19 protein-coding genes and 1 pseudogene are annotated in these 17914 nt (G+C 67.8%); 10 read left to right on the top strand and 10 right to left on the bottom strand.

Annotated elements, in window-relative coordinates:
* Window positions 1–33: 33 nt before the first annotated feature.
* Both EJK91_RS08115 and EJK91_RS08110 read left to right on the top strand, forming a co-directional pair.
* Window positions 34–507: a DUF2834 domain-containing protein gene (locus EJK91_RS08115; protein ID WP_046301432.1), complete on the top strand. Its 474-nt coding sequence runs from the start codon at window positions 34–36 to the stop codon at window positions 505–507.
* Window positions 508–621: 114 nt separating this feature from the next.
* On the top strand, window positions 622–1182 hold the full coding sequence (locus EJK91_RS08110; protein ID WP_024442818.1) for a TetR/AcrR family transcriptional regulator: 561 nt from the start codon (window positions 622–624) through the stop codon (window positions 1180–1182).
* Between the two features lie 4 nt (window positions 1183–1186).
* On the opposite strand, the gene EJK91_RS08105 is transcribed toward EJK91_RS08110, so the two are convergent.
* Genes EJK91_RS08105 through EJK91_RS08085 form a run of 5 tightly spaced genes read right to left on the bottom strand, consistent with a single transcriptional unit; the run spans window position 1187 to window position 5541 of the window.
* Entirely contained in the window at window positions 1187–1627 is a 441-nt protein-coding gene (locus EJK91_RS08105) for a DUF5078 domain-containing protein (protein WP_024442817.1), read from the bottom strand.
* Window positions 1624–1956 (bottom strand): DUF732 domain-containing protein, encoded by a 333-nt coding sequence (locus EJK91_RS08100; protein WP_125078645.1) that lies wholly within the window; start codon window positions 1954–1956, stop codon window positions 1624–1626. Before EJK91_RS08100 ends, EJK91_RS08105 begins: the two co-directional genes overlap by 4 nt.
* A complete protein-coding gene (locus tag EJK91_RS08095) occupies window positions 1956–4901 on the bottom strand; it encodes an MMPL/RND family transporter (protein WP_241178649.1) in 2946 nt (981 codons plus the stop codon). Before EJK91_RS08095 ends, EJK91_RS08100 begins: the two co-directional genes overlap by 1 nt.
* On the bottom strand, window positions 4898–5323 hold the full coding sequence (locus EJK91_RS08090) for an MmpS family transport accessory protein (protein WP_125078644.1): 426 nt from the start codon (window positions 5321–5323) through the stop codon (window positions 4898–4900). Before EJK91_RS08090 ends, EJK91_RS08095 begins: the two co-directional genes overlap by 4 nt.
* Window positions 5320–5541 carry a hypothetical protein gene (locus tag EJK91_RS08085; RefSeq protein ID WP_125078643.1) on the bottom strand — a complete coding sequence of 74 codons (222 nt, stop codon included), beginning with the start codon at window positions 5539–5541 and terminating at the stop codon, window positions 5320–5322. The genes EJK91_RS08090 and EJK91_RS08085 overlap by 4 nt, the downstream gene beginning before the upstream one ends.
* A 153-nt stretch (window positions 5542–5694) precedes the next feature.
* Here EJK91_RS08085 and EJK91_RS08080 point away from each other — a divergent pair, with 153 nt between their 5' ends.
* Window positions 5695–6252 (top strand): TetR/AcrR family transcriptional regulator, encoded by a 558-nt coding sequence (locus EJK91_RS08080; RefSeq protein ID WP_125078642.1) that lies wholly within the window; start codon window positions 5695–5697, stop codon window positions 6250–6252.
* A 12-nt stretch (window positions 6253–6264) separates the two neighbouring features.
* Here EJK91_RS08080 and serS read toward each other — a convergent pair whose 3' ends face one another.
* Window positions 6265–7527: a serine--tRNA ligase gene (serS, locus tag EJK91_RS08075; RefSeq protein ID WP_046301427.1), complete on the bottom strand. Its 1263-nt coding sequence runs from the start codon at window positions 7525–7527 to the stop codon at window positions 6265–6267.
* A 73-nt stretch (window positions 7528–7600) separates the two neighbouring features.
* Here serS and EJK91_RS08070 point away from each other — a divergent pair.
* The 3 genes and pseudogenes from EJK91_RS08070 to EJK91_RS08060 form a co-directional block, all read left to right on the top strand.
* Window positions 7601–8698: pseudogene (locus EJK91_RS08070) on the top strand (septum formation family protein); the annotation flags it as partial.
* Between the two features lie 17 nt (window positions 8699–8715).
* Window positions 8716–9066 carry a metallopeptidase family protein gene (locus tag EJK91_RS08065; RefSeq protein ID WP_024442810.1) on the top strand — a complete coding sequence of 117 codons (351 nt, stop codon included), beginning with the start codon at window positions 8716–8718 and terminating at the stop codon, window positions 9064–9066.
* 59 nt (window positions 9067–9125) lie between these two features.
* Window positions 9126–9314 carry a hypothetical protein gene (locus tag EJK91_RS08060; RefSeq protein WP_024442809.1) on the top strand — a complete coding sequence of 63 codons (189 nt, stop codon included), beginning with the start codon at window positions 9126–9128 and terminating at the stop codon, window positions 9312–9314.
* A gap of 3 nt (window positions 9315–9317) precedes the next feature.
* Here the strand turns inward: EJK91_RS08060 and EJK91_RS08055 are convergent, their stop codons facing one another.
* Together EJK91_RS08055 and pheA are read right to left on the bottom strand one after the other, a co-directional pair.
* A complete protein-coding gene (locus EJK91_RS08055; RefSeq protein WP_046301426.1) occupies window positions 9318–10007 on the bottom strand; it encodes a histidine phosphatase family protein in 690 nt (229 codons plus the stop codon).
* Window positions 10004–10870 (bottom strand): prephenate dehydratase, encoded by an 867-nt coding sequence (gene pheA, locus EJK91_RS08050; RefSeq protein WP_125078641.1) that lies wholly within the window; start codon window positions 10868–10870, stop codon window positions 10004–10006. Before pheA ends, EJK91_RS08055 begins: the two co-directional genes overlap by 4 nt.
* A 132-nt stretch (window positions 10871–11002) precedes the next feature.
* Between pheA and EJK91_RS08045 the strand changes: the two genes are divergently transcribed.
* Together EJK91_RS08045 and EJK91_RS08040 are read left to right on the top strand one after the other, a co-directional pair.
* Entirely contained in the window at window positions 11003–11842 is an 840-nt protein-coding gene (locus EJK91_RS08045) for a DUF2470 domain-containing protein (protein WP_125078640.1), read from the top strand.
* 89 nt (window positions 11843–11931) lie between these two features.
* A complete protein-coding gene (locus EJK91_RS08040; RefSeq protein ID WP_125078639.1) occupies window positions 11932–12684 on the top strand; it encodes a CPBP family intramembrane glutamic endopeptidase in 753 nt (250 codons plus the stop codon).
* Window positions 12685–12708: 24 nt separating this feature from the next.
* On the opposite strand, the gene EJK91_RS22920 is transcribed toward EJK91_RS08040, so the two are convergent.
* Entirely contained in the window at window positions 12709–15051 is a 2343-nt protein-coding gene (locus tag EJK91_RS22920) for a cellulase family glycosylhydrolase (protein ID WP_125078638.1), read from the bottom strand.
* Between the two features lie 194 nt (window positions 15052–15245).
* Between EJK91_RS22920 and EJK91_RS08030 the strand changes: the two genes are divergently transcribed.
* Window positions 15246–16418 (top strand): LCP family protein, encoded by a 1173-nt coding sequence (locus EJK91_RS08030; protein WP_082105749.1) that lies wholly within the window; start codon window positions 15246–15248, stop codon window positions 16416–16418.
* 124 nt (window positions 16419–16542) lie between these two features.
* Window positions 16543–17079 (top strand): ferritin, encoded by a 537-nt coding sequence (locus EJK91_RS08025; protein ID WP_024442802.1) that lies wholly within the window; start codon window positions 16543–16545, stop codon window positions 17077–17079.
* A 16-nt stretch (window positions 17080–17095) separates the two neighbouring features.
* Here EJK91_RS08025 and EJK91_RS08020 read toward each other — a convergent pair whose 3' ends face one another.
* A complete protein-coding gene (locus EJK91_RS08020) occupies window positions 17096–17911 on the bottom strand; it encodes a glycerophosphodiester phosphodiesterase (protein WP_046302207.1) in 816 nt (271 codons plus the stop codon).
* Window positions 17912–17914 lie beyond the last annotated feature (3 nt).

Here is a 17914-nt window from a genome sequence, read left to right as displayed (position 1 = left end):
ACAAAACTTGCAGCGCGTGATGAGACTGGCCGCATGACCTCGCTCATCGTGCATGCAGTGCTCGGCCTGGCGACCATCTGGTGGATCGTGGCGTCCAACCGCGCGGTCTTCGCGAAACCCGCTGCGGGCGGCGCCTTCTCACCCCTGGAGCTGGTGTACTACGCGATCGGCCTCGCCTCGATCGTGCTGGGCTGGTACTTCAACATCCGATTCGTCCAGGAGTATGCGCAGGGCCCCAACCACAATCCGATCTGGGGGCCGGGCAGCTGGACGCAGTACATCCAGCTGATGTTCACCAACCCGGCTGCCGGCTCGGCCAGCCAGGACTACACGATCATCAACGTCGTCCTGCTGCCGCTGTTCACCATCGTCGACGGCTATCGCCGTGGGCTGCGGCGCCCGTGGCTGTACTTCGTGTCGAGTCTGTTCACCAGCTGCGCGTTCGCCTACGCCTTCTACTTCGCCACCATCGAGCGCCAGCACCGGCATGCCAAGGCTGCGGCCTAGCGGCCGGCGACCCCGACCTCGCGCGCGGCGCCAGATGATGTTGACCCGCAGCGACCGGCTCCGCCGGCGTTGCGATCACCGCTAAGCTGGGCCGCGTCGAGGAGGAGGAATGTCGTGGCCAAGCCGGTGGCGGCGCGCGGCTCCGCACGCGAGCGGGTGCTGCAGGCGGCCTTGGACCTGTTCATCGAGCACAGCATCGGTGGCACATCCATGCAGATGATCGCCGACCGGCTGGGCGTGAGCAAACCCGCTGTCTACTACCAGTTCCGGTCCCGCGATGACATCGTCGTCGCGCTGGTGGAACCGATGTTCGACGACATCGTCCGGGTCATCAAGATCGCCGAGGCCATGCCGACCCGGCAGGGCCAGCGCGACGTGACCGTCAGTGGCGTCGTCGAGCTCGCCGTCCGCTACCGGCGGCTCGCCTTCCTGTTCTACGACCGCGGCATGGAGCACGCGGTGCGGGCCCGCGACGACTTCATGGCCGTCAGCGACGCCGCGGCGGCCATCCTTCGGGGCCCGGATCCCGATGCCAGAACTCGGGTGATCACTACCACCCTGATGGCTGGAGCCTTCACCGCGGCAGCCGACCCAGAACTGGCAGACATCGCCGACGAACAGCTGCACGAGATCCTGCTGGACACGGCACGGCAGATCATGGCGTTACTGACCTAACGGGTCAGGTCCAGTTCCACACCCCCATGTCGGCAGCGGGGTACTGCGCGCACACGTCGGTGGCCCGGGCAGCGACCCCGTGGTTGTTGAAGAACAACTTGGCCCAGTTCGGCCACGCGAAAGCGAGCTTCTCGTAGTAGATGTCGGTGGCCAGGTTCTCCGAGTAGGCGCGACGGCCCGGGTAGTCCATGGAGTAGAACCAGTGAATCCGGTCCTGCACCGCCTCATGGACCTGCGGGGACTTGTTGTTGTAGTCGATCATGTAGCGCTCGTAATAGACCGGCGCGACATCGCGGGCGGCCGCCATGATCTGTTCGGCGGTACAGGTGGTGTGCAGCATCCGGTTGGGAATCGGAAAGTTCTCCGTGGCATCCGCCGACGCAGTCCCCGCCGCGGCCATTCCGGTCAGCAGCCCTACCGCCAGAGCCCAGCTCCTGCGGTTCATCGAATGCCTCCAGCCTGTTCCAGAATGATCAGCTTGTCGGGGCAGTAGGTGCTCAGCGCCGTACCCACGAATTGCCAGGCCTGCTGGGAGTCGACACCTTTGATGTTCTTGCTGACGAACGCCGCCGACTCGAAGGCGTCATGGTCGACGTCGTTGGTCAACCGTTTACAGGTGAGTTTGCCGAGCCAGGCGTTGTAGTCGCGCGCCCCGTAGATGCCGTAGCCGTGCAATCGACCGGCGAAATCGGTGTCGACATCGGCGTGCGCGGGCACCGCGAACAGGATTGCCGCTGACGCACCTGCCAACGCGCATGCGGCTCCGAGCCTCATCACCAACCTCCCCGATGCGCTCCACCGCCGGACCCCACGAGCTCGTCGCTAGGGTTGCGCTGCAACGGCGCCGGCCAGGGTGCGGGCTTGGGCCGCAGTCGCGGCACCTGCGGCCACCAGAACCATTTACCGAGCAGAGTCGCGATCGACGGCGTCATGAACGAGCGGATGATCAGGGTGTCGAGCAGCAGCCCCAAGCCGATGGTGGTGCCCACCTGACCGATCACGCGCAGTTCGCTGATCGCCATCGTCATCATGGTGAAGGCGAACACCAGTCCCGCGGCGGTCACCACCGAGCCGCTGCCGCCCATCGCCCGGATCATGCCCGTGTGCAGACCGGCGTGGATCTCCTCGCGCAGGCGGGAAACCAGCAACAGGTTGTAATCGGCACCCACCGCCAACAGGATGATCACCGCCATCGCCATCACCATCCAGTGCACCTGCAGCCCGATGATGTTCTGCCACAGCAGCACTGACAGTCCGAAGGCGCTGCCGAGTGATACCACCACGGTGCCCACGATCACCAGCGCCGCCACCACGGCACGGGTGATGATCAGCATGATGATGAAGATCAGGCACAACGCCGCGACGCCCGCGATCATCAGGTCGTAATTGGAGCCCTCCTGCATGTCTTTGAACATCGCGGCGGTACCGCCGACGTAGATCTTCGAGCCCTCCCAGGGGGTGGTCTTGATGGCTTCCTTGGCAGCGAGCTTGATCGCGTCGATGTGCTTGATGCCGTCTGCGCTCAGTGGATCGCCCTCGTGGTTGACGATGAACCGCACGGCACGCCCGTCCGGCGACACGAAACTCTTCATGCCGCGCTGGAACTCGGCGTTGTCGAAGATCTCCGGCGGCAGGTAGAACGAGTCGTCGTTGCGGGCCTTGTCAAAGGCCTCCCCCATCGCGGCGGGATCCCCTTGGGCTTCCTGCGCCTGCTTGGCCAGTCCGCTCTGGGTGGCGTAGGTGGCCTGCATCATCGCCTTGGCGTTCGTCATCATCTGGATCATCGGCGGCATCAGCGTGAGCATCTGCGGCAGTTGCGCCGCCATCGCGTCCATGTCCGGAACGATCTGCTTGAAGTTGTCGGTCATGGTGTCGACACCATCCATGGCATCGAAGACCGACCGCAGCGAGTGGCAGACCGGAATATCGAAACAGTGTGGTTCCCAATAGAAGTAGCTGCGCATCGGCCGGAAGAAGTCGTCGAAGTCGGCGATCTTGTCGCGCAGTTCTTCGATGTCGTCGACCATCAGGTGCATCTTGCCGACCATGCGTCCCATGGTGGCGTTCATCTCCTCCATGAGCTCGATCATCTTCGTCATGGTGTCGATGTTGACCTGCATATCCTCTGCTTGCGCCAGCATGTCCGCCGCGCGATCCTCGTTGAACTTGCGGGTCATGTCCTGGCTGACGGCCTGCATGCCGAGCATGTAGCCGAAGGTGGAGTGTTCCATCGGAATACCCTGCGGCCGGGTTATGGACATGACGCGCGAGACACCCTCTACCCCGGTGACCCGCTTGGCGATTCGCTCGATCACCAGAAAGTCCCCGGAGTTTCGAATGTCGTGGTCTGTTTCGATCATGAGCATCTCGGGGTTCATCCGCGCGGAGGGAAAGTGCCGGTCCGACGCCAGGAACCCCTGGTTGGCGGGTAGATCCGCGGGCATGTAGGCGCGGTCGTTGTAGCCGGGCTTGTACCCGGGCAGGGCGAGGATGCCGACCAGCGCGGCCGCAGTCGCGGCGATCAGAATCGGCCCTGGCCAACGGCTCACGGCCGCACCGATTTTGCGCCAGCCGCGTCCCCTGTTGGCTCGCTTGGGTTCCAGCAGCGTGCCGAACCGCCCCGCCACCGCGATGACGGCGGACCCCATCGTCAGCGAGGTGATGACGACGATGGTCATGCCGATCCCCAGCGGAATCCCCAACGACTGGAAGTAGGGCAACCGGGTGAAGTGCAGGCACAACGTGGCGCCCGCAATCGTCATGCCCGAGCCGAGCACCACATGCGCCGTGCTGCGAAACATGGTGTAGTACGCCTGTTCCCGGTCCTCGCCCGCGCTGCGCGCTTCCTGATATCGGCCGATCAGGAAGATCGCGTAGTCGGTGGCTGCCGCGATGGCCAGTGTCACCAACAGACTGGTGGCGAAGGGCGACAGGCCGATCAGACCGTGATAGCCCAGGAACGCCACGATGCCCCGGGCCGACGCCAGCCCGGTCACCACCATCGCCAGCGCCAGCGCCACGGTGGTGATGGATCGGTAGACCGTCAGCATCATGGTGATGATGACGACGAACGTCAGAGACTCGATCATGTGCATGCTGCGGGTGCCGGCCTTGTCCTGATCGGCCGCCAGCGCCGCACCGCCGGTCACATACGCCTTCACACCCGGTGGCGCGGTGACACTGTCTACTGCTTGGTTGACCGCTCTGACCGATTCGTTGGCCAGCGCCTCACCCTGGTTTCCCGCGGTATAGATCTGCACGTACGCGCTCTTGCCGTCCGGGCTCTGGGCTCCGGCGGCGGTCAGGCGATCACCCCAGAAATCCTGGATGTGCTCGACATGGGTGGTGTCGGCCTTGAGCTTGGCGACGATCTGGTCGTAGTAATGGTGCGCATCGGCACCCAGCGGCTCGTCGCCCTCGAGGACCAGCATGACCGAGCTGTTGGAGGTGAACTCCTTGAACACCTCGCCTTGGCGTTTGACTGCGATCATCGAGGGCGCGTCGTCCGGGGTCATCTGGACCGCGGCCATTTCGGCGACCTTCTCCAGCTGGGGGACGGTCACGTTCGCGAGAACGATGATCCCGATCCAGCCCAGCATGATCGGAATAGCCAGTCGCCGAATCCATTTCGCCACCGCCCCCGGCTTGGGACGCTCCGCAACAGCGGGGATGGTCTCGGTGGGCGCCTCGGGCGGGAAGTTGTCCGTAGAAGTGCTCATGCAGATTTCACCAAGCAGAAGGTCAGGGCGCTGACGCCGGTGGCGGTTCTCTCGTCTTTGAGCTCGTTGTCGATGCTGATGCGGCAGCCCAGGGTGGAGCCCTTGCCCTGCGCGTAGAGGTTCGGCGATACCGCGGACAGCGTGGTGCTCAGGGTCACCGACCAGGGCAGTGTCGCGGCGTCGACGTGCTGGGGCCTGCTGTCGAGGTCGAGGTATCTGATGTCGGCTGTCGCGCCGGGTTCACCGAAGACCTCGTAGGTGACGACCTTCGGGTTGTAGGGCTTGGTGTCGTCGACTTTGGTGCTGATCAGATGCGAGTTGTCGCCCCCGAAATAGGTGCGCAACCGCAGCACGGTCAGCGTCCCGAGCACCACGACCGCCACGATGAGCAGCGGCATCCACGCCCGCCTGAGCGCCTTCACCGAGCGGATCCGACCTTGCCGGTGGCCTTGCTGACCACTACCAGGACATGGGTGTCGGCCGCGAACCGATTCGCGGTGGCGCCCAGTTCGGCGATCGCATCGAACAACGGGTGGTCACCGGCCACGATCTCCGGCGCGTCAACCACATAAGCCGTGACGCCCGGGGACAACGTGGCCTGATCGGAGCGGGAAAGCCTGTGCACCTGTGGGTTCAGCATCGGCGACGCCCTTTCTGTCCAGATCTGCGGTTAAGCGTGACGGAAAGTCAAGTTATACGATCAGTAAAGTACAATCAAGCAATCGGTCAGCACAACCGTGCGGCGTGGCTCACGTCCGTGAACGGTCGACTCCGACAGCAGGGAGACATGGGAGTGGCGAAGACGATGGCGCCGCGGGGATTCGCGCGGGAGCGCGTATTAGAGGCCGCGCAAGGACTGTTCGCCGAGCATGGGGTGAGCGGTACCTCGCTGCAGATGATCGCCGACCGATTGGGCGTCAACAAGTCCGCGGTGTACTACCAATTCCACTGCAAGGACGACATCGTGGTCGAGGTGTTTCGCCCGGTGTTCGAGGACATCGCCCGGGTGGTCGCTATCGTCGAGGCCATCGACTCCCGCGAGGTTCAGCGCGAGGCCGCCATCAGCGGCATCATCGAACTGGCGGTGCGGCACCGTCGCACCACGGCCCTGGTCCACACCGATCCCGCCGTGGTGGGAGTCGTCGAGGCCATCGGAGACTTCCGGGACGCCTCCCGGCGCTTGCAGACCATCCTGGCGGGACCACAGCCCGACCCGGCCACCCTCATCGCGATCGCGGTCCTGGTGCCCGGAATTCTCGGCGCGGCAGCCGATCCCGCGGTGTCGGACATCCCCAACGAAGAACTGCACCGGATGCTGTTGGACTGCTCGCGGCGACTCTTCACCACCTGACGCGGATGCCGGTCAGGAGCCGGACGGCTCCAGCACCTCGACGCCGACGTAGGGCACCAGCGCCTGCGGCACCCGCACACTGCCGTCGGGCTGCTGGTGGTTCTCCAGGATCGCCACCAGCCACCGGGTGGTGGCCAGGGTGCCGTTGAGCGTGGCCGCGGTCTGCGGCTTGCCGTTCTCGTCGCGATAGCGGGTGGCCAGCCTGCGCGCCTGGAAGGTGGTGCAGTTCGACGTCGACGTCAGCTCCCGGTAGGTGCCCTGGGAGGGCACCCACGCCTCACAGTCGTATTTGCGGGCGGCCGAGGACCCGAGATCGCCTGCGGCCACGTCGATCACCCGGTAGGGCACCTCGATGCGGGCCAGCATCTCGCGCTGCCAGCCGAGCAGCCGGTCGTGTTCGGCTTCGGCGTCCTCGGGCCGGCAGTAGACGAACCCCTCGACCTTGTCGAACTGATGCACCCGAATGATGCCGCGGGTGTCCTTGCCGTAGCTGCCGGCCTCCCGGCGGAAGCACGACGACCACCCCGCGTAGCGCAGCGGCCCGCCCGACAGGTCGAGGATCTCGTCGGAGTGGTAGCCCGCCAGCGGCACCTCGGAGGTGCCCACCAGATAGAGGTCGTCGGCCTCGAGTCGGTACACCTCGTCGGCGTGCGCACCCAGAAATCCGGTGCCGGACATGACTTCGGGACGGACCAGCGACGGCGTGATCATCGGGGTGAACCCGTTGTCGACGGCCAGTCGCACGGCCAGCTGCAACAGACCCAGCTGCAGCAGCGCGCCCCGGCCGGTCAGGAAGTAGAACCGCGAACCGGAGACCTTGGCTCCGCGTCCCATGTCGATCAGACCCAGCGCCTCGCCGAGCTCGAGGTGGTCGCGCGGGTTCTCGATGGCCGGCGGCTCGCCCACCACGTCGAGCACCGCAAAGTCGTCCTCGCCGCCGGGGGGCACGCCGTCGATCACCACGTTGGCGATCGCCATGTGCGCAGCCGTGAACGCCGTCTCGGCCTCGCCCTGGGCGGTCTCGGCGGCTTTGACCTGCTCGGCCAGCTCCTTGGCCCGGGCCAGCAGGGCGGGGCGCTCCTCGGGCGAGGCCGCCCCGACCGACCGGCTGGCGGTCTTCTGTTCGGCACGCATCGAGTCCGCGGCCGCGATGGCGGCACGACGTGCGGTGTCGGCAGCCAGCAAGGCGTCCACCAGGGCCGGGTCCTCGCCGCGACCCACTTGGGAGCGGCGGACACGGTCGGGATCTTCACGCAGCAGCTTCAGGTCGATCACGGCAAAACCCTACAACCTGGCCGGCGGCATCACTTTCGCATCATTTGTCACGCGCTCGCGGCTGCCTGTCAGAATGGACGCGATGTCAGAGGCAGCCGACCAGGAGAATCCACCCGCCAAGCGGGTGTCTTGGCGACGCACGCTCCAGGCCGCCCCGACGCGCCGCGCTCTGTTGCTGACCGCGCTGGGCGGGCTGCTGATCGCCGGTCTGATCACCGTGGTGCCCGTCGTCGGCGACGGCACCGGCGGGCTGCTGGGCCGTCTGAACGCCGAGCCGGCACCGGGAACGGGCGGCAAGGGCGCCGGGCCGGGACTGGGGCTGGGCACGGTCAAGGGCAACGAGGCGATCGACCACGCCGTCGCCGGCGACTGCCTGAACTGGCCGGACAACGACTTGGACGCGGCGACGATCGTCAGCTGCGCCGACGAGCACAAATTCGAGGTCGCCGGCCCGGTGGACATGAAGATGTTCCCCGGTGCCGAGTACGGCCCGGATGCCCCGCCGCCGTCGATGGCCCGCATCGAGCAGATCACCCAGGAACAGTGCGAGTCGTCGGTGCGCCGTTACCTCGGCGCCAAGTTCGACCCGCACAGCAAGTTCGTCGCCAGCATGCTGTGGGCAGGCGAACGCGCGTGGCGCCAGCATGGTGAGCGCCGGATGTTGTGCGGACTGCAACTGCCGGGCGTGGGCGGCCAGCAGACCGCGTTCGTCGGCAAGATCGCCGACATCGACCAGTCCAAGGTCTGGCCGCCGGGCACCTGCCTGGGCATCGATCCGGCCACCAACCAGCCCAACGACGTTCCGGTGGACTGCGCGGCGCCGCATACCAAGGAGGTCACCGGCACGGTCAACCTGGCCGAACGGTTCCCCGACGCGCTACCGCCCGAGCCCGAGCAGGATGCGTTCATCAAGGAGTCCTGCACCCGGCTCACCGACGCCTACCTGGATCCGGTGCAGCTGCGCGACACGACGCTGACATTGACCTACGCCACGGTCTCGCTGCCGAGCTGGGCGGCCGGCAGCCGCGAGGTGGCGTGCAGCCTGGGCGCCACCCTGGGCAACGGTGGCTGGGCGGCGCTGATCAACAGTGCCCGCGACTCGCTGCTGATCAACGGCCAGCCTCCGATTCCGCCGCCGTCGATTCCCGCGGAGCGGCTGAACCAATTGCCCGCGGGTAGCCAACCGCGGTGAGTGTCCAGATGGACCCAGGCCGGTTCGACGATCTGGTCTCCGACGCGCTGGATCTGATTCCGCCCGAGTTGGCCGCCGCCTTCGACAACGTCGTGATCCTGGTGGCGGACCGCAACGCCGAGGAGCCCGACCTACTCGGCCTCTATGAAGGGGTGGCGCTGACCGAGCGCGATTCGAGCTACGCGGGGTCGCTGCCGGACACCATCACCATTTACCGGGATGCACTGCTGGAGATGTGCGAGTCCGACGATCAGGTCGTCGACGAGGTCCGGATCACGGTGATCCACGAGATCGCCCATCACTTCGGTATCGACGACGACCGGCTGCACGAATTGGGCTGGAGCTGACGGTGCCCGGCGCGGCGCGGCACAACGACCTTGTCGGCGCGCAGTGCTATGAACGATCCATGGATGACCACTGCCGAGACTGCCGGGCGGAGCTGGAGCACTGCCACGGCACACTCATCCACCACGTTCACCAGATCGCGGAGTGCACCGAGGAGGGTTGCGCCGGTGAGGTGCTGCCGCACTCGTTCGCCCTCGATTGCGAGGCGGTGGGGTGCCGCTGCGCCGAGGTGTACGCGCTGGCGGTCTAGCTGCTAGCCCATCGGGTCGGTGTCGGATCGCAGCGCGTCGCCGACCGGGTCCGGATGCGGTTCGGGATAGAACGGCGGCGTCAGCGAGCCCCACTGCACACAGCTCCATCGGCCGTCGGTGATCGGAGCCAGCACCACGGCGGTGGCGTTCTCCAGGTGGTTGTCCAGTACGAAACCGCCGTCCACACCCGCCAGCGTCGCGGCCGCCAGCCGGATCGCCGCGCCGTGGCTGACCACGACGATGTCCCCGGTCCAGTCGTCATCGTCGAGATAGCGCAGCCGTAGGTCGGTGACGACCGGCAGGTAGCGGTCGAGCACCTGTTCGGCCGACTCCCCGCCGGGCAATGCGACTCCGGGCTCGCCGGAGTGCCAGCGCTGATAGATCGCGTTGAACTCGGCGATCGCGTCGTCGTCGCTGCGGTTCTCCAGCGCGCCGGCCTGCACCTCGTGGATGCCCTCGAGGGCGCGGGCGGTGACCCCGAGCCGGCCGCTGATCTCGGCTGCGGTCTGAACCGCACGGGCGGCCACCGAATGGGCGACCAGCATCGGACGGTAGCCGCCCTCGGCGGCAAAGGCCCTTGCCTGATCACGTCCCAGCGGAGTCAGGTCCGATCCCGGCGGGCGGGTGTCGAGCCGGCGGTCGACGTTGCCGTAGGACTGGCCGTGGCGCAGCAGCACCAGTCGGCCGCTCATGACCCCACCCCGCAGCGGCCCCCGGGCTCGATCGGCCAGGAACCCAGGTAGCGGACGTCGGCGCCGCTGCGGCGCAGGGCCTGCAGTGCCTCGGCGACCGCTTCGTCATCGAGGTGTCCGACGCAGTCCAGGAAGAACAGGTACGTGCCCAGCTCGGTGCGGGTCGGGCGGGACTCGATGCGGGTCAGATCGATGCTGCGACTTCCGAACTCGGCCAGGGCCGCCGCCAGGGCTCCGGGCGCGTTGTCCAGGCGCAGTACCACCGACGTGCGGTCGGCGCCGGTGCGCGTCGGCGGCGGCGCGGGGGCACCCACCAGCACGAAGCGCGTGCGGGCGTTGGGCTCGTCGATGACGCCCTCGGCCAGGGTGACCAACCCGCGCTGCTGGGCAGCCAGCGCGGTGCTCACCCCGGCATCGACCTCACCGTCGTAGACCTGCTGCGCCGCAGCGGCATTGGAGTTGGCGGGCACGGTTTGGGCCCCGGGCAGGTGCTCGGCCAGCCAGCGCCGCACCTGGGCGCCTGCCACCGGATGGGCGGCCACCGTGCGAATCTCCGTCTCGCCGCGACCCGGCGCGACGACGATCGAGAACCGGACATCCAAGGTGGTTTCGGCGAATATCTGCAACGGAGACCCGACCGCGAGTCCGTCCAGCGTGGGCGTCACCCCGCCCTCGATCGAGTTCTCGATCGGCACACACGCGTAGTCGACGGCGCCGGAGCGCACCGCCTCGAGAGCGGCCGGCGTGCTCTCGGCCGGCACCGGTTGAAGGTCTGCGCCGGGAACCCGTCCGGCGCCGGTCAAGGCGAGCAGCGCCGCTTCGGTAAAGGTCCCCGCCGGGCCCAGATAGCTGATGCGGGTCACCGGACAACCCTATCGGCGCCACCGGCCGGCGCGCTCACCGGCGGCGCCCGGGTGAGCTCATTCCGCAATTTCCTGTTGCGCCCACCGCGGTCATTAATTAAGTTAGCCTTACCTCACTTCGAAAGGTGATTGATGGCCACGACCACAGCAGCAACCGTCCCGACGTCCGCCGAGCGGATTCGCAGCGCCTGTATCCGGGGTCAGGCGCTCCTGGCGATCGCCGACGCCGCCGACACCGCACCGGTCAATGCGCCGGTCTGCCACCTGCTGCGGGACGGTTCGCTGGTGGTCGCGGTCCCGATCGGGGACCCGGTCGCGCAGGCCGCCGCCGACTCCGGTGTGCAGGCGATGCTCGAGCTGACCGATCACGCGCCGTTGCGGCTGCGCGAAAGAGTGCGTGCGCTGGCCTGGATCCGGGGACTTCTGCGCCCGGTGCCCGACCGCGAGATCTCCGTGCTGCTCGACCGGATCGCGGCGGTCGACCCCAACCCTGCTCTGCTGCAAGTCGTCTCACCGCGTTCGGCATCGCACTCCCGCGATGTGGGTGCACCCGACGACAACGATTCCGACATCGACTACGCGCTGCTGCGGCTGACACCCGAGTCGGCGGTGCTGGCCGACGCCACCGGAGCCGAGGCGGTCGACGTGCACGAGCTGCTGGCGGCCCGCCCCGATCCGTTCTGCGCGATCGAAGCGCATTGGCTGCAGCACCTCGACTCGGCGCATCCCGACATGGTCGCCCGGCTCGCCGCCGCCAAACTGCCGCCGCAGCTGCGCCGCGGTCAGGCCCGCCCGCTCGCCGTCGATCGCTACGGCATGTGGCTGCGGGTGGAGGCCCCCGAAGGTGACCGCGACGTGCGACTGAGCTTCCCGCACCCCGTCAACGATGTGACCGGTCTCAACCGGGCGGTACGCGCACTGATGGGCTGCCCCTTTCTCAACGGGCTGCAGGCCCGGCGCCAGGCGCGGTAGCAGATCGACGCCATCAGCCCGCGGCGATTGCGAGCGCAGCGGAACCGGGCGCAGCAGATCGGCGCCATAAGCCCCGCTACCGTGGCGAGGTGACCGAGCTCCAGCCCCAGCGACGCGCCCTGCGGCTGGAGATCGTTGTGGTCCTGGCGGTCACCTACGGGCTGAGCGCCGTCACCGCCATGCTGCAGCTGGCCGATGCGGTGTTGCGCGACCTCGGCGCCCAGCGGATCCCCCTCAACCCGCGCCGGTCCTATTTCGACCTGATCGACCTCGGTCTCAACGCCGCCTGGGCGGCGCAGCTGATCGCGTGGGGTGCACTGGCGCTGTACCTGCTGTGGCGCAGCGGATTCGGGCCCGCCCGCATCGGACTCACTCGGTGGCCCCGCCGCAGCGACCTGGCCGGCGGCCTCGGCCTGGCCGCCCTGATCGGGCTGCCCGGCCTGGGCCTGTACCTGCTGGCACGAACCCTGGGTCTCAACGCCGACGTCATTCCCGCAGCGATCAACGACACCTGGTGGCGCGCTCCGATGCTGGCGTGGATCGCCTTCGCCAACGCGTTCGCCGAGGAAGTGATCGTGGTCGGCTACCTGCTGACCCGGCTACGGCAGCTGCGGGTTTCGCCGTGGGTGGCGCTGGCCTGCTCCGCCCTACTCCGTGGCGCCTACCACCTCTATCAAGGTTTCGGCGCTGGGCTGGGCAATATCGCCATGGGCCTGGTGTTCGGCTACACCTGGCAGCGCACCGGACGGCTGTGGCCGCTGGTCCTGGCGCACGCCCTGATCGACACCGTGGCGTTCGTCGGATACGCCCTGTTCGCCGACCAGCTGGGCTGGCTGCGCTGACCGCTACGGCGGCCGGCGCAGACCTCAGCCCACCGCCCGAGTCACCGTGACGGTGATCGTGCTGGCGCCGGCGTTGGATCCGATGACCAGGACCGCAGCGTTGTCCGCCGAGACCACCTGACCGCCGGTCACGCTGACCTGGTAGCCGTTCGGGAACTGGACATCCGGGATCGAGATCTGAGTCTGCGACCCGGCGTCGAAGTTGCCCGAGCCGTCGGCCATCGCCGTGGAGTAGCTGAAGGAGAAGACGCCGCCGGAGAACGACCAGCTGTTCGGGATTCCGGCGATCACCTGCGGGTAAGGCTGCGCCAGAGTCGCAACGATGGCCTCGTCGACGTTGTCGCCGACCGGCGGCAGGTTGGTGTTGTGCACCAACGAGCCGGCCTCGTTGGTGTAACCCCAGTACAGCCAGCCGAATCTGTGCGAGTCGATCGAGTTGAGCTGGCTGGTGATGGTGTCGGTGTTGTGGGTGGCGCCGAACTCGGTGACCACCGCCGGAACGTCGTAGCGGTCGATGAAGCGCTGGGCACCTTCCATCATCATCCCGTCCCACAGTGAGCAGCCGAAAGCGCTGCCACCGCCCAGGGCGTCGAAGATGCAGTAGTCGTGGAAGGCGAACACCGAGTTGTCGTCGTCGACCGGACGCAGGTTGGTGAGCGCGGTCGCGTTGCCGAACAGCACGTTGGGCTCGTAGTACACCGTGGTGTTCGGGTCGACCGACCGGATCGCCGAGGTCACCTGGTCGTAGAACGGGGTCAGCGTCTCGCGGTCGAAGTGCGCGTTGCCGAGGAAGCTGCCCAGCCACGACGTACCCGGCCACGGCTCGTTCATGATCTCGTAGCCGGCCACGCCCGGGGTGCCGCCCAGGTAGTCGGCGGTGACCTGCCACATCCGGGAGTAGTGGTTCAGCAGCCCGGCTCCGTCCACCTTCTCGTTGGACCAGAACGCATCCCACGCCTGGTTCTGCGCGGGGTTGAGCGCGTAGGCGAACGGGAACGGCTGGGTGGGGTCATTGTCGGCCGGGTTGAATATCGTCGCCCAGTCCGGCGCGCCGTGGCCACCGATCTCCTCGCTGTAGAGGTCCTGGTGCATGTCGATCACGCTGACGATGCCGTGCGCCTTGAGGGTCTCGATGGTCTCCTTGACCGAGTCGAGGTAGGCGAAGTTGTACACCCCGGGCTGCGGCTCGATCTCAGACCAGTACACGCCCAGCCGCACCGCGGTAAAGCCGTTGGCGGCCAGGAAAGCCGCGTCGTCGTCGCCGAAGCCGTTCCCGCCGGGCGAGAACGGCGGTGACTTGTACACCTGGTTGACACCCTGCAGGATGACCACCCGGCCGTCCTGGTCGACGATCCAGTTGCCGGCGGTTCCGAGTTCGGCCGGTGCCCTCTCCGGAGCTCCGTCGAGCGTGCCGAAGTGGCCCACCGCGCCGTGGGTGCCCAGCGATCCGGCGAGGCCGCCGGCCCCGCCCAGCGCGGGCAGGTCGCCCTGACCCAGGTAGACGCCGTTGCCGCCGTCCCCGCCGGTGCCACCGCCGCCGAACCAGATCGAACCGTTTCCGCCGTCACCGCCGTTGCCGCCGAGATGGGTGCCGTCACCGCCGTCGCCACCCGCACCGCCGATACCGAGCATCCAGCCGCGCCCGTCGCCACCGGCCCCGCCGATGCCGCCATTTACGCCGTCGCCACCGGCGCCGCCGGCGCCCCCGACCCCCATGTACCACCCGCCGACTCCGCCGACACCACCGCTGCCGCCTTCGCCGCCGTCACCACCGGCGCCACCGTTGCCGAAGAACCCGGCCGCTCCTCCGGCCCCACCGGTACCACCGACCTCGCTGTTGTCCCAGCCCGCCCCGCCGTCGCCGAACAACCAGCCGCCCGCACCACCGGCGGCATGCTCCGCCGTACCGTCCGCACCATCGCCGATCATCAGGCCCAGGCCCAGCACCCCACTGATCTGGTTGGACACCTCGATGACCGGCGCCATCAACGGGTTGCCGACCAACCAGTCGATACCGGTGTAGAGCGGGCTGTAGACCCAATTCTGGACCAGCGCCGCAACGTCGGGATAGAGCAGGCTCTCCAGGCTCGACGACGCAGCCGCCGAACCGGCCAGCAGGCCATCCCAGTTCGTCGCGGAGGCGAACGCATCCCAGGCCGCAGGGCTGAACACCGCATCCCAGTCCAGGCCGCCGGCAGTCGTGTCCATGAACGGGGCCAGTACCTGCTCGAACACGGCCTCGAAGCCCTCGGCGGCCGCCACCGGTGCCGACGCCAGCGGCAGCACCCCGAACGCCAGAAACGCCCCCGCTGCCGTACCCAGGCCGGCAACCCGGCGGTTCCGCTTCGTGCTGCACTGACGAGTCATCTGTGGGTAGACCTCTCTTCATGACTGGGCCGCGACCGGCGTGGTCAAGATAACGATCCCTTCGGAAAATTACTAACAAAAGCTGAGAACAACGCGGGTGTGGACCGGCGCACCGGGAAGGCCCTACGTCCACCGCTGCGCCGGCCCGGGCCCGGGAGATCGCCTCCGCGCTGCTCGATACGTAGATTGGGCGGGTGAACGGTGATCGCGGGCCGGGTCCGCCCTGGCGCCCCCCACCGCCGCGTCGTGAACCGCCGCCGATGTTGTATCGCGACCCCCGTGGCCGGCCGGTCTCGCCGCCGCCTCGGGCGATCTGGAGGCCAGCGGCGCCCCCCGCGCCGCCACCTCCGCCCGCGCCGCGGCCGCCGGCGGCGCGCGCACCTGCGCCGCGTCCCCCCGCTGCGCGCCGGCGGAGATCGTGGCCACGTCGTCTGCTGGCGCTCGCCGCGCTGGCGGCCTTGCTCGCCACCGCGTCCCTGGTAGGCGCCGCGGCCTGGCTCGACACCGCGCTGCAACGCACCGCGGCGTTCTCCGGTTATGCCGACCGTCCGCCGCCGGCCCGCGGGACGACGTGGCTGCTGGTCGGTTCGGACAGCCGCGCTGACCTCTCTGCCCAGGAGCAGCAGACCCTGAGCACCGGCGGGAACCTCGGCAGCGGACGCACCGACACGGTGTTGCTGGTCCACCTGCCCAGCCCGGGATCCGGGTCGCCAGCCACGGTGGTATCCCTGCCGCGCGACTCCTACGTCACGATCCCGGGCTACGGCAAAGACAAGATCAACGCCGCCTACACCCTCGGTGGCGCCCCCCTGCTGACCCGGACTGTGGAGCAGGCCACCGGCCTGCGGCTGGACCACTATCTCGAGATCGGATTCGGCGGCTTCGCCGCGCTCGTCGATGCCCTGGGCGGCGTCACGTTATGCCCGGACGAACCGATCGACGACCCCCTGGCGGGACTGAATCTGCCGGCCGGCTGTCAGACGGTCGCCGGTAGGGCTGCCCTGGGCTACGTCCGCAGCCGGGCCACGCCGCGCGCCGACCTGGACCGGATGGCCCATCAGCGGCTGTTCCTGTCGGCACTGCTGGCCCGGGTCGCCGATCCCGCCGTGTGGCTCAATCCGCTGCGCTGGTACCGCGTGCCGAGCGCCGCCGCACGCGCGGTGACGGTGGACGACGGCACCGGCGTGGTCGACCTGGCGGCCCTGGGGTGGGCGCTGCGCGGTACCACCACCATGCTGACCGTGCCGATCGGCGAGTTCGTCTGGACCGAGGCCGGCGACGCGGTGGTATGGAACGACGCCGAAGCCACCCAGCTATTCGACGCATTGCGTCGCGATACACCACCCGAATCGGGCACCGACAATTAAGTCAAACCTAATTTCCGACGCGATTTCGCCATTTCAGCGTACCCTATCTTTACTTAGGCAAAGCTGACCTGACTAAGCATCACCTTGGATGCAAACCCGCTCTGACCAGGGTAGTGTCGCGGTCATGATCGAGAACGACAGCCACAAGACGAAATTTCACGCACTGCTGCAAGAGCAGATCTACCACGAATTCACCGCCGCCCAGCAATACGTCGCGGTCGCCGTTTATTTCGACGGCGAGGATTTACCACAATTGGCGAAGTTCTTTTACGCCCAGGCCGTCGAGGAACGCAACCACGCGATGATGCTGGTGCAGTACCTGCTCGACCGCGACATCCGCGTCGAGATTCCCGGCGTCGACCCGGTGCGCAATCAGTTCGACACACCGAGGGATGCGCTGGCCCTGACGCTGGAGCAGGAGCGCACCGTTACCGAGCAGATCAGCCAACTCACCACTGCCGCGCGCGACGAGGGAGACCACCTCGGCGAACAGTTCATGCAGTGGTTCCTGCGCGAACAGGTTGAGGAAATGGCCGTGATGACCCGGCTGCTCCGAGTCGCCGACCGTGCCGGGCACAACCTGTTCGAGTTGGAGACCTTCATCGCACGCGAGGTCACGGTGAGCCAGGAAGCCGGCGCACCGCGAATCGCCGGCGGGTAAACCCCTCTCCCGCCGATCAGCCCGCCCGCAACCGCGCCTTGGTTCGGGCGGGCTGATTCGTGGCAATCCACGCGACCCCGACATCCCTGCAGAAGTCGACGTCCTCGTTGCGGTCGACGGTCCAGCAGTACAGCGCACGGCCCCGGGCGGCAGCCTGGTCCACCAGCTCCGGATGTTCGCGCAGCGTCTCGATCGACGGGCCGATCGCAGTGGCACCGACCGTCGTCGCCGCGGTGCCCCCCAGATAGCGGGCGCCTGACCCGAGCAAGACCGTCGGCAGCAGAGGTGCGGCCCGSCGGATCCGCCACACCGCCGCCGCCGAGAAGGACATCACCACCGCGCGCGACCGCGAGGCCGACGCCGGCGCGGCGAGCCCGAATCGCTGCAGCAGCGCGAGCACTTCACGCTCGACCATTGCGCCATACCGCACCGGATGCTTGGTCTCGATGAAGATCTTCACCGGCCGGCGCCAGTCCAAAACCAGCGCAACCAGTGCATCGAGGGTGAGCAGGCCGGTGTCGCCGATGCTGACGCCATCCGGCGAACCCGGCTGCCCCTTGTGGTGCCAAGCGCCGTAGTCGAGGCGCTGCAGTTGCGACAACGTCATCTCGCTGACCAGCCCGACCCCGCTGGAAGTCCGGTCCACCCGACGATCGTGCACGCAGACCAGGTGACCGTCACTGGTCAGCCGCACATCGCACTCGACGCCGTCCGCCCCCTGCTGCAACGCGACGTCGTAGGCGGCCAGGGTGTGTTCCGGGCGGTCGATAGACGCGCCCCGGTGCGCGACCACGAACGGGTGCTCCGAGACGACATCGCCGGCCGGGGTCATGGC

Source organism: Mycobacterium sp. P7213, from assembly GCF_900604305.1.
GTDB lineage: Bacteria > Actinomycetota > Actinomycetes > Mycobacteriales > Mycobacteriaceae > Mycobacterium.
This window is presented reverse-complemented; position numbering and strand designations above follow the sequence as displayed.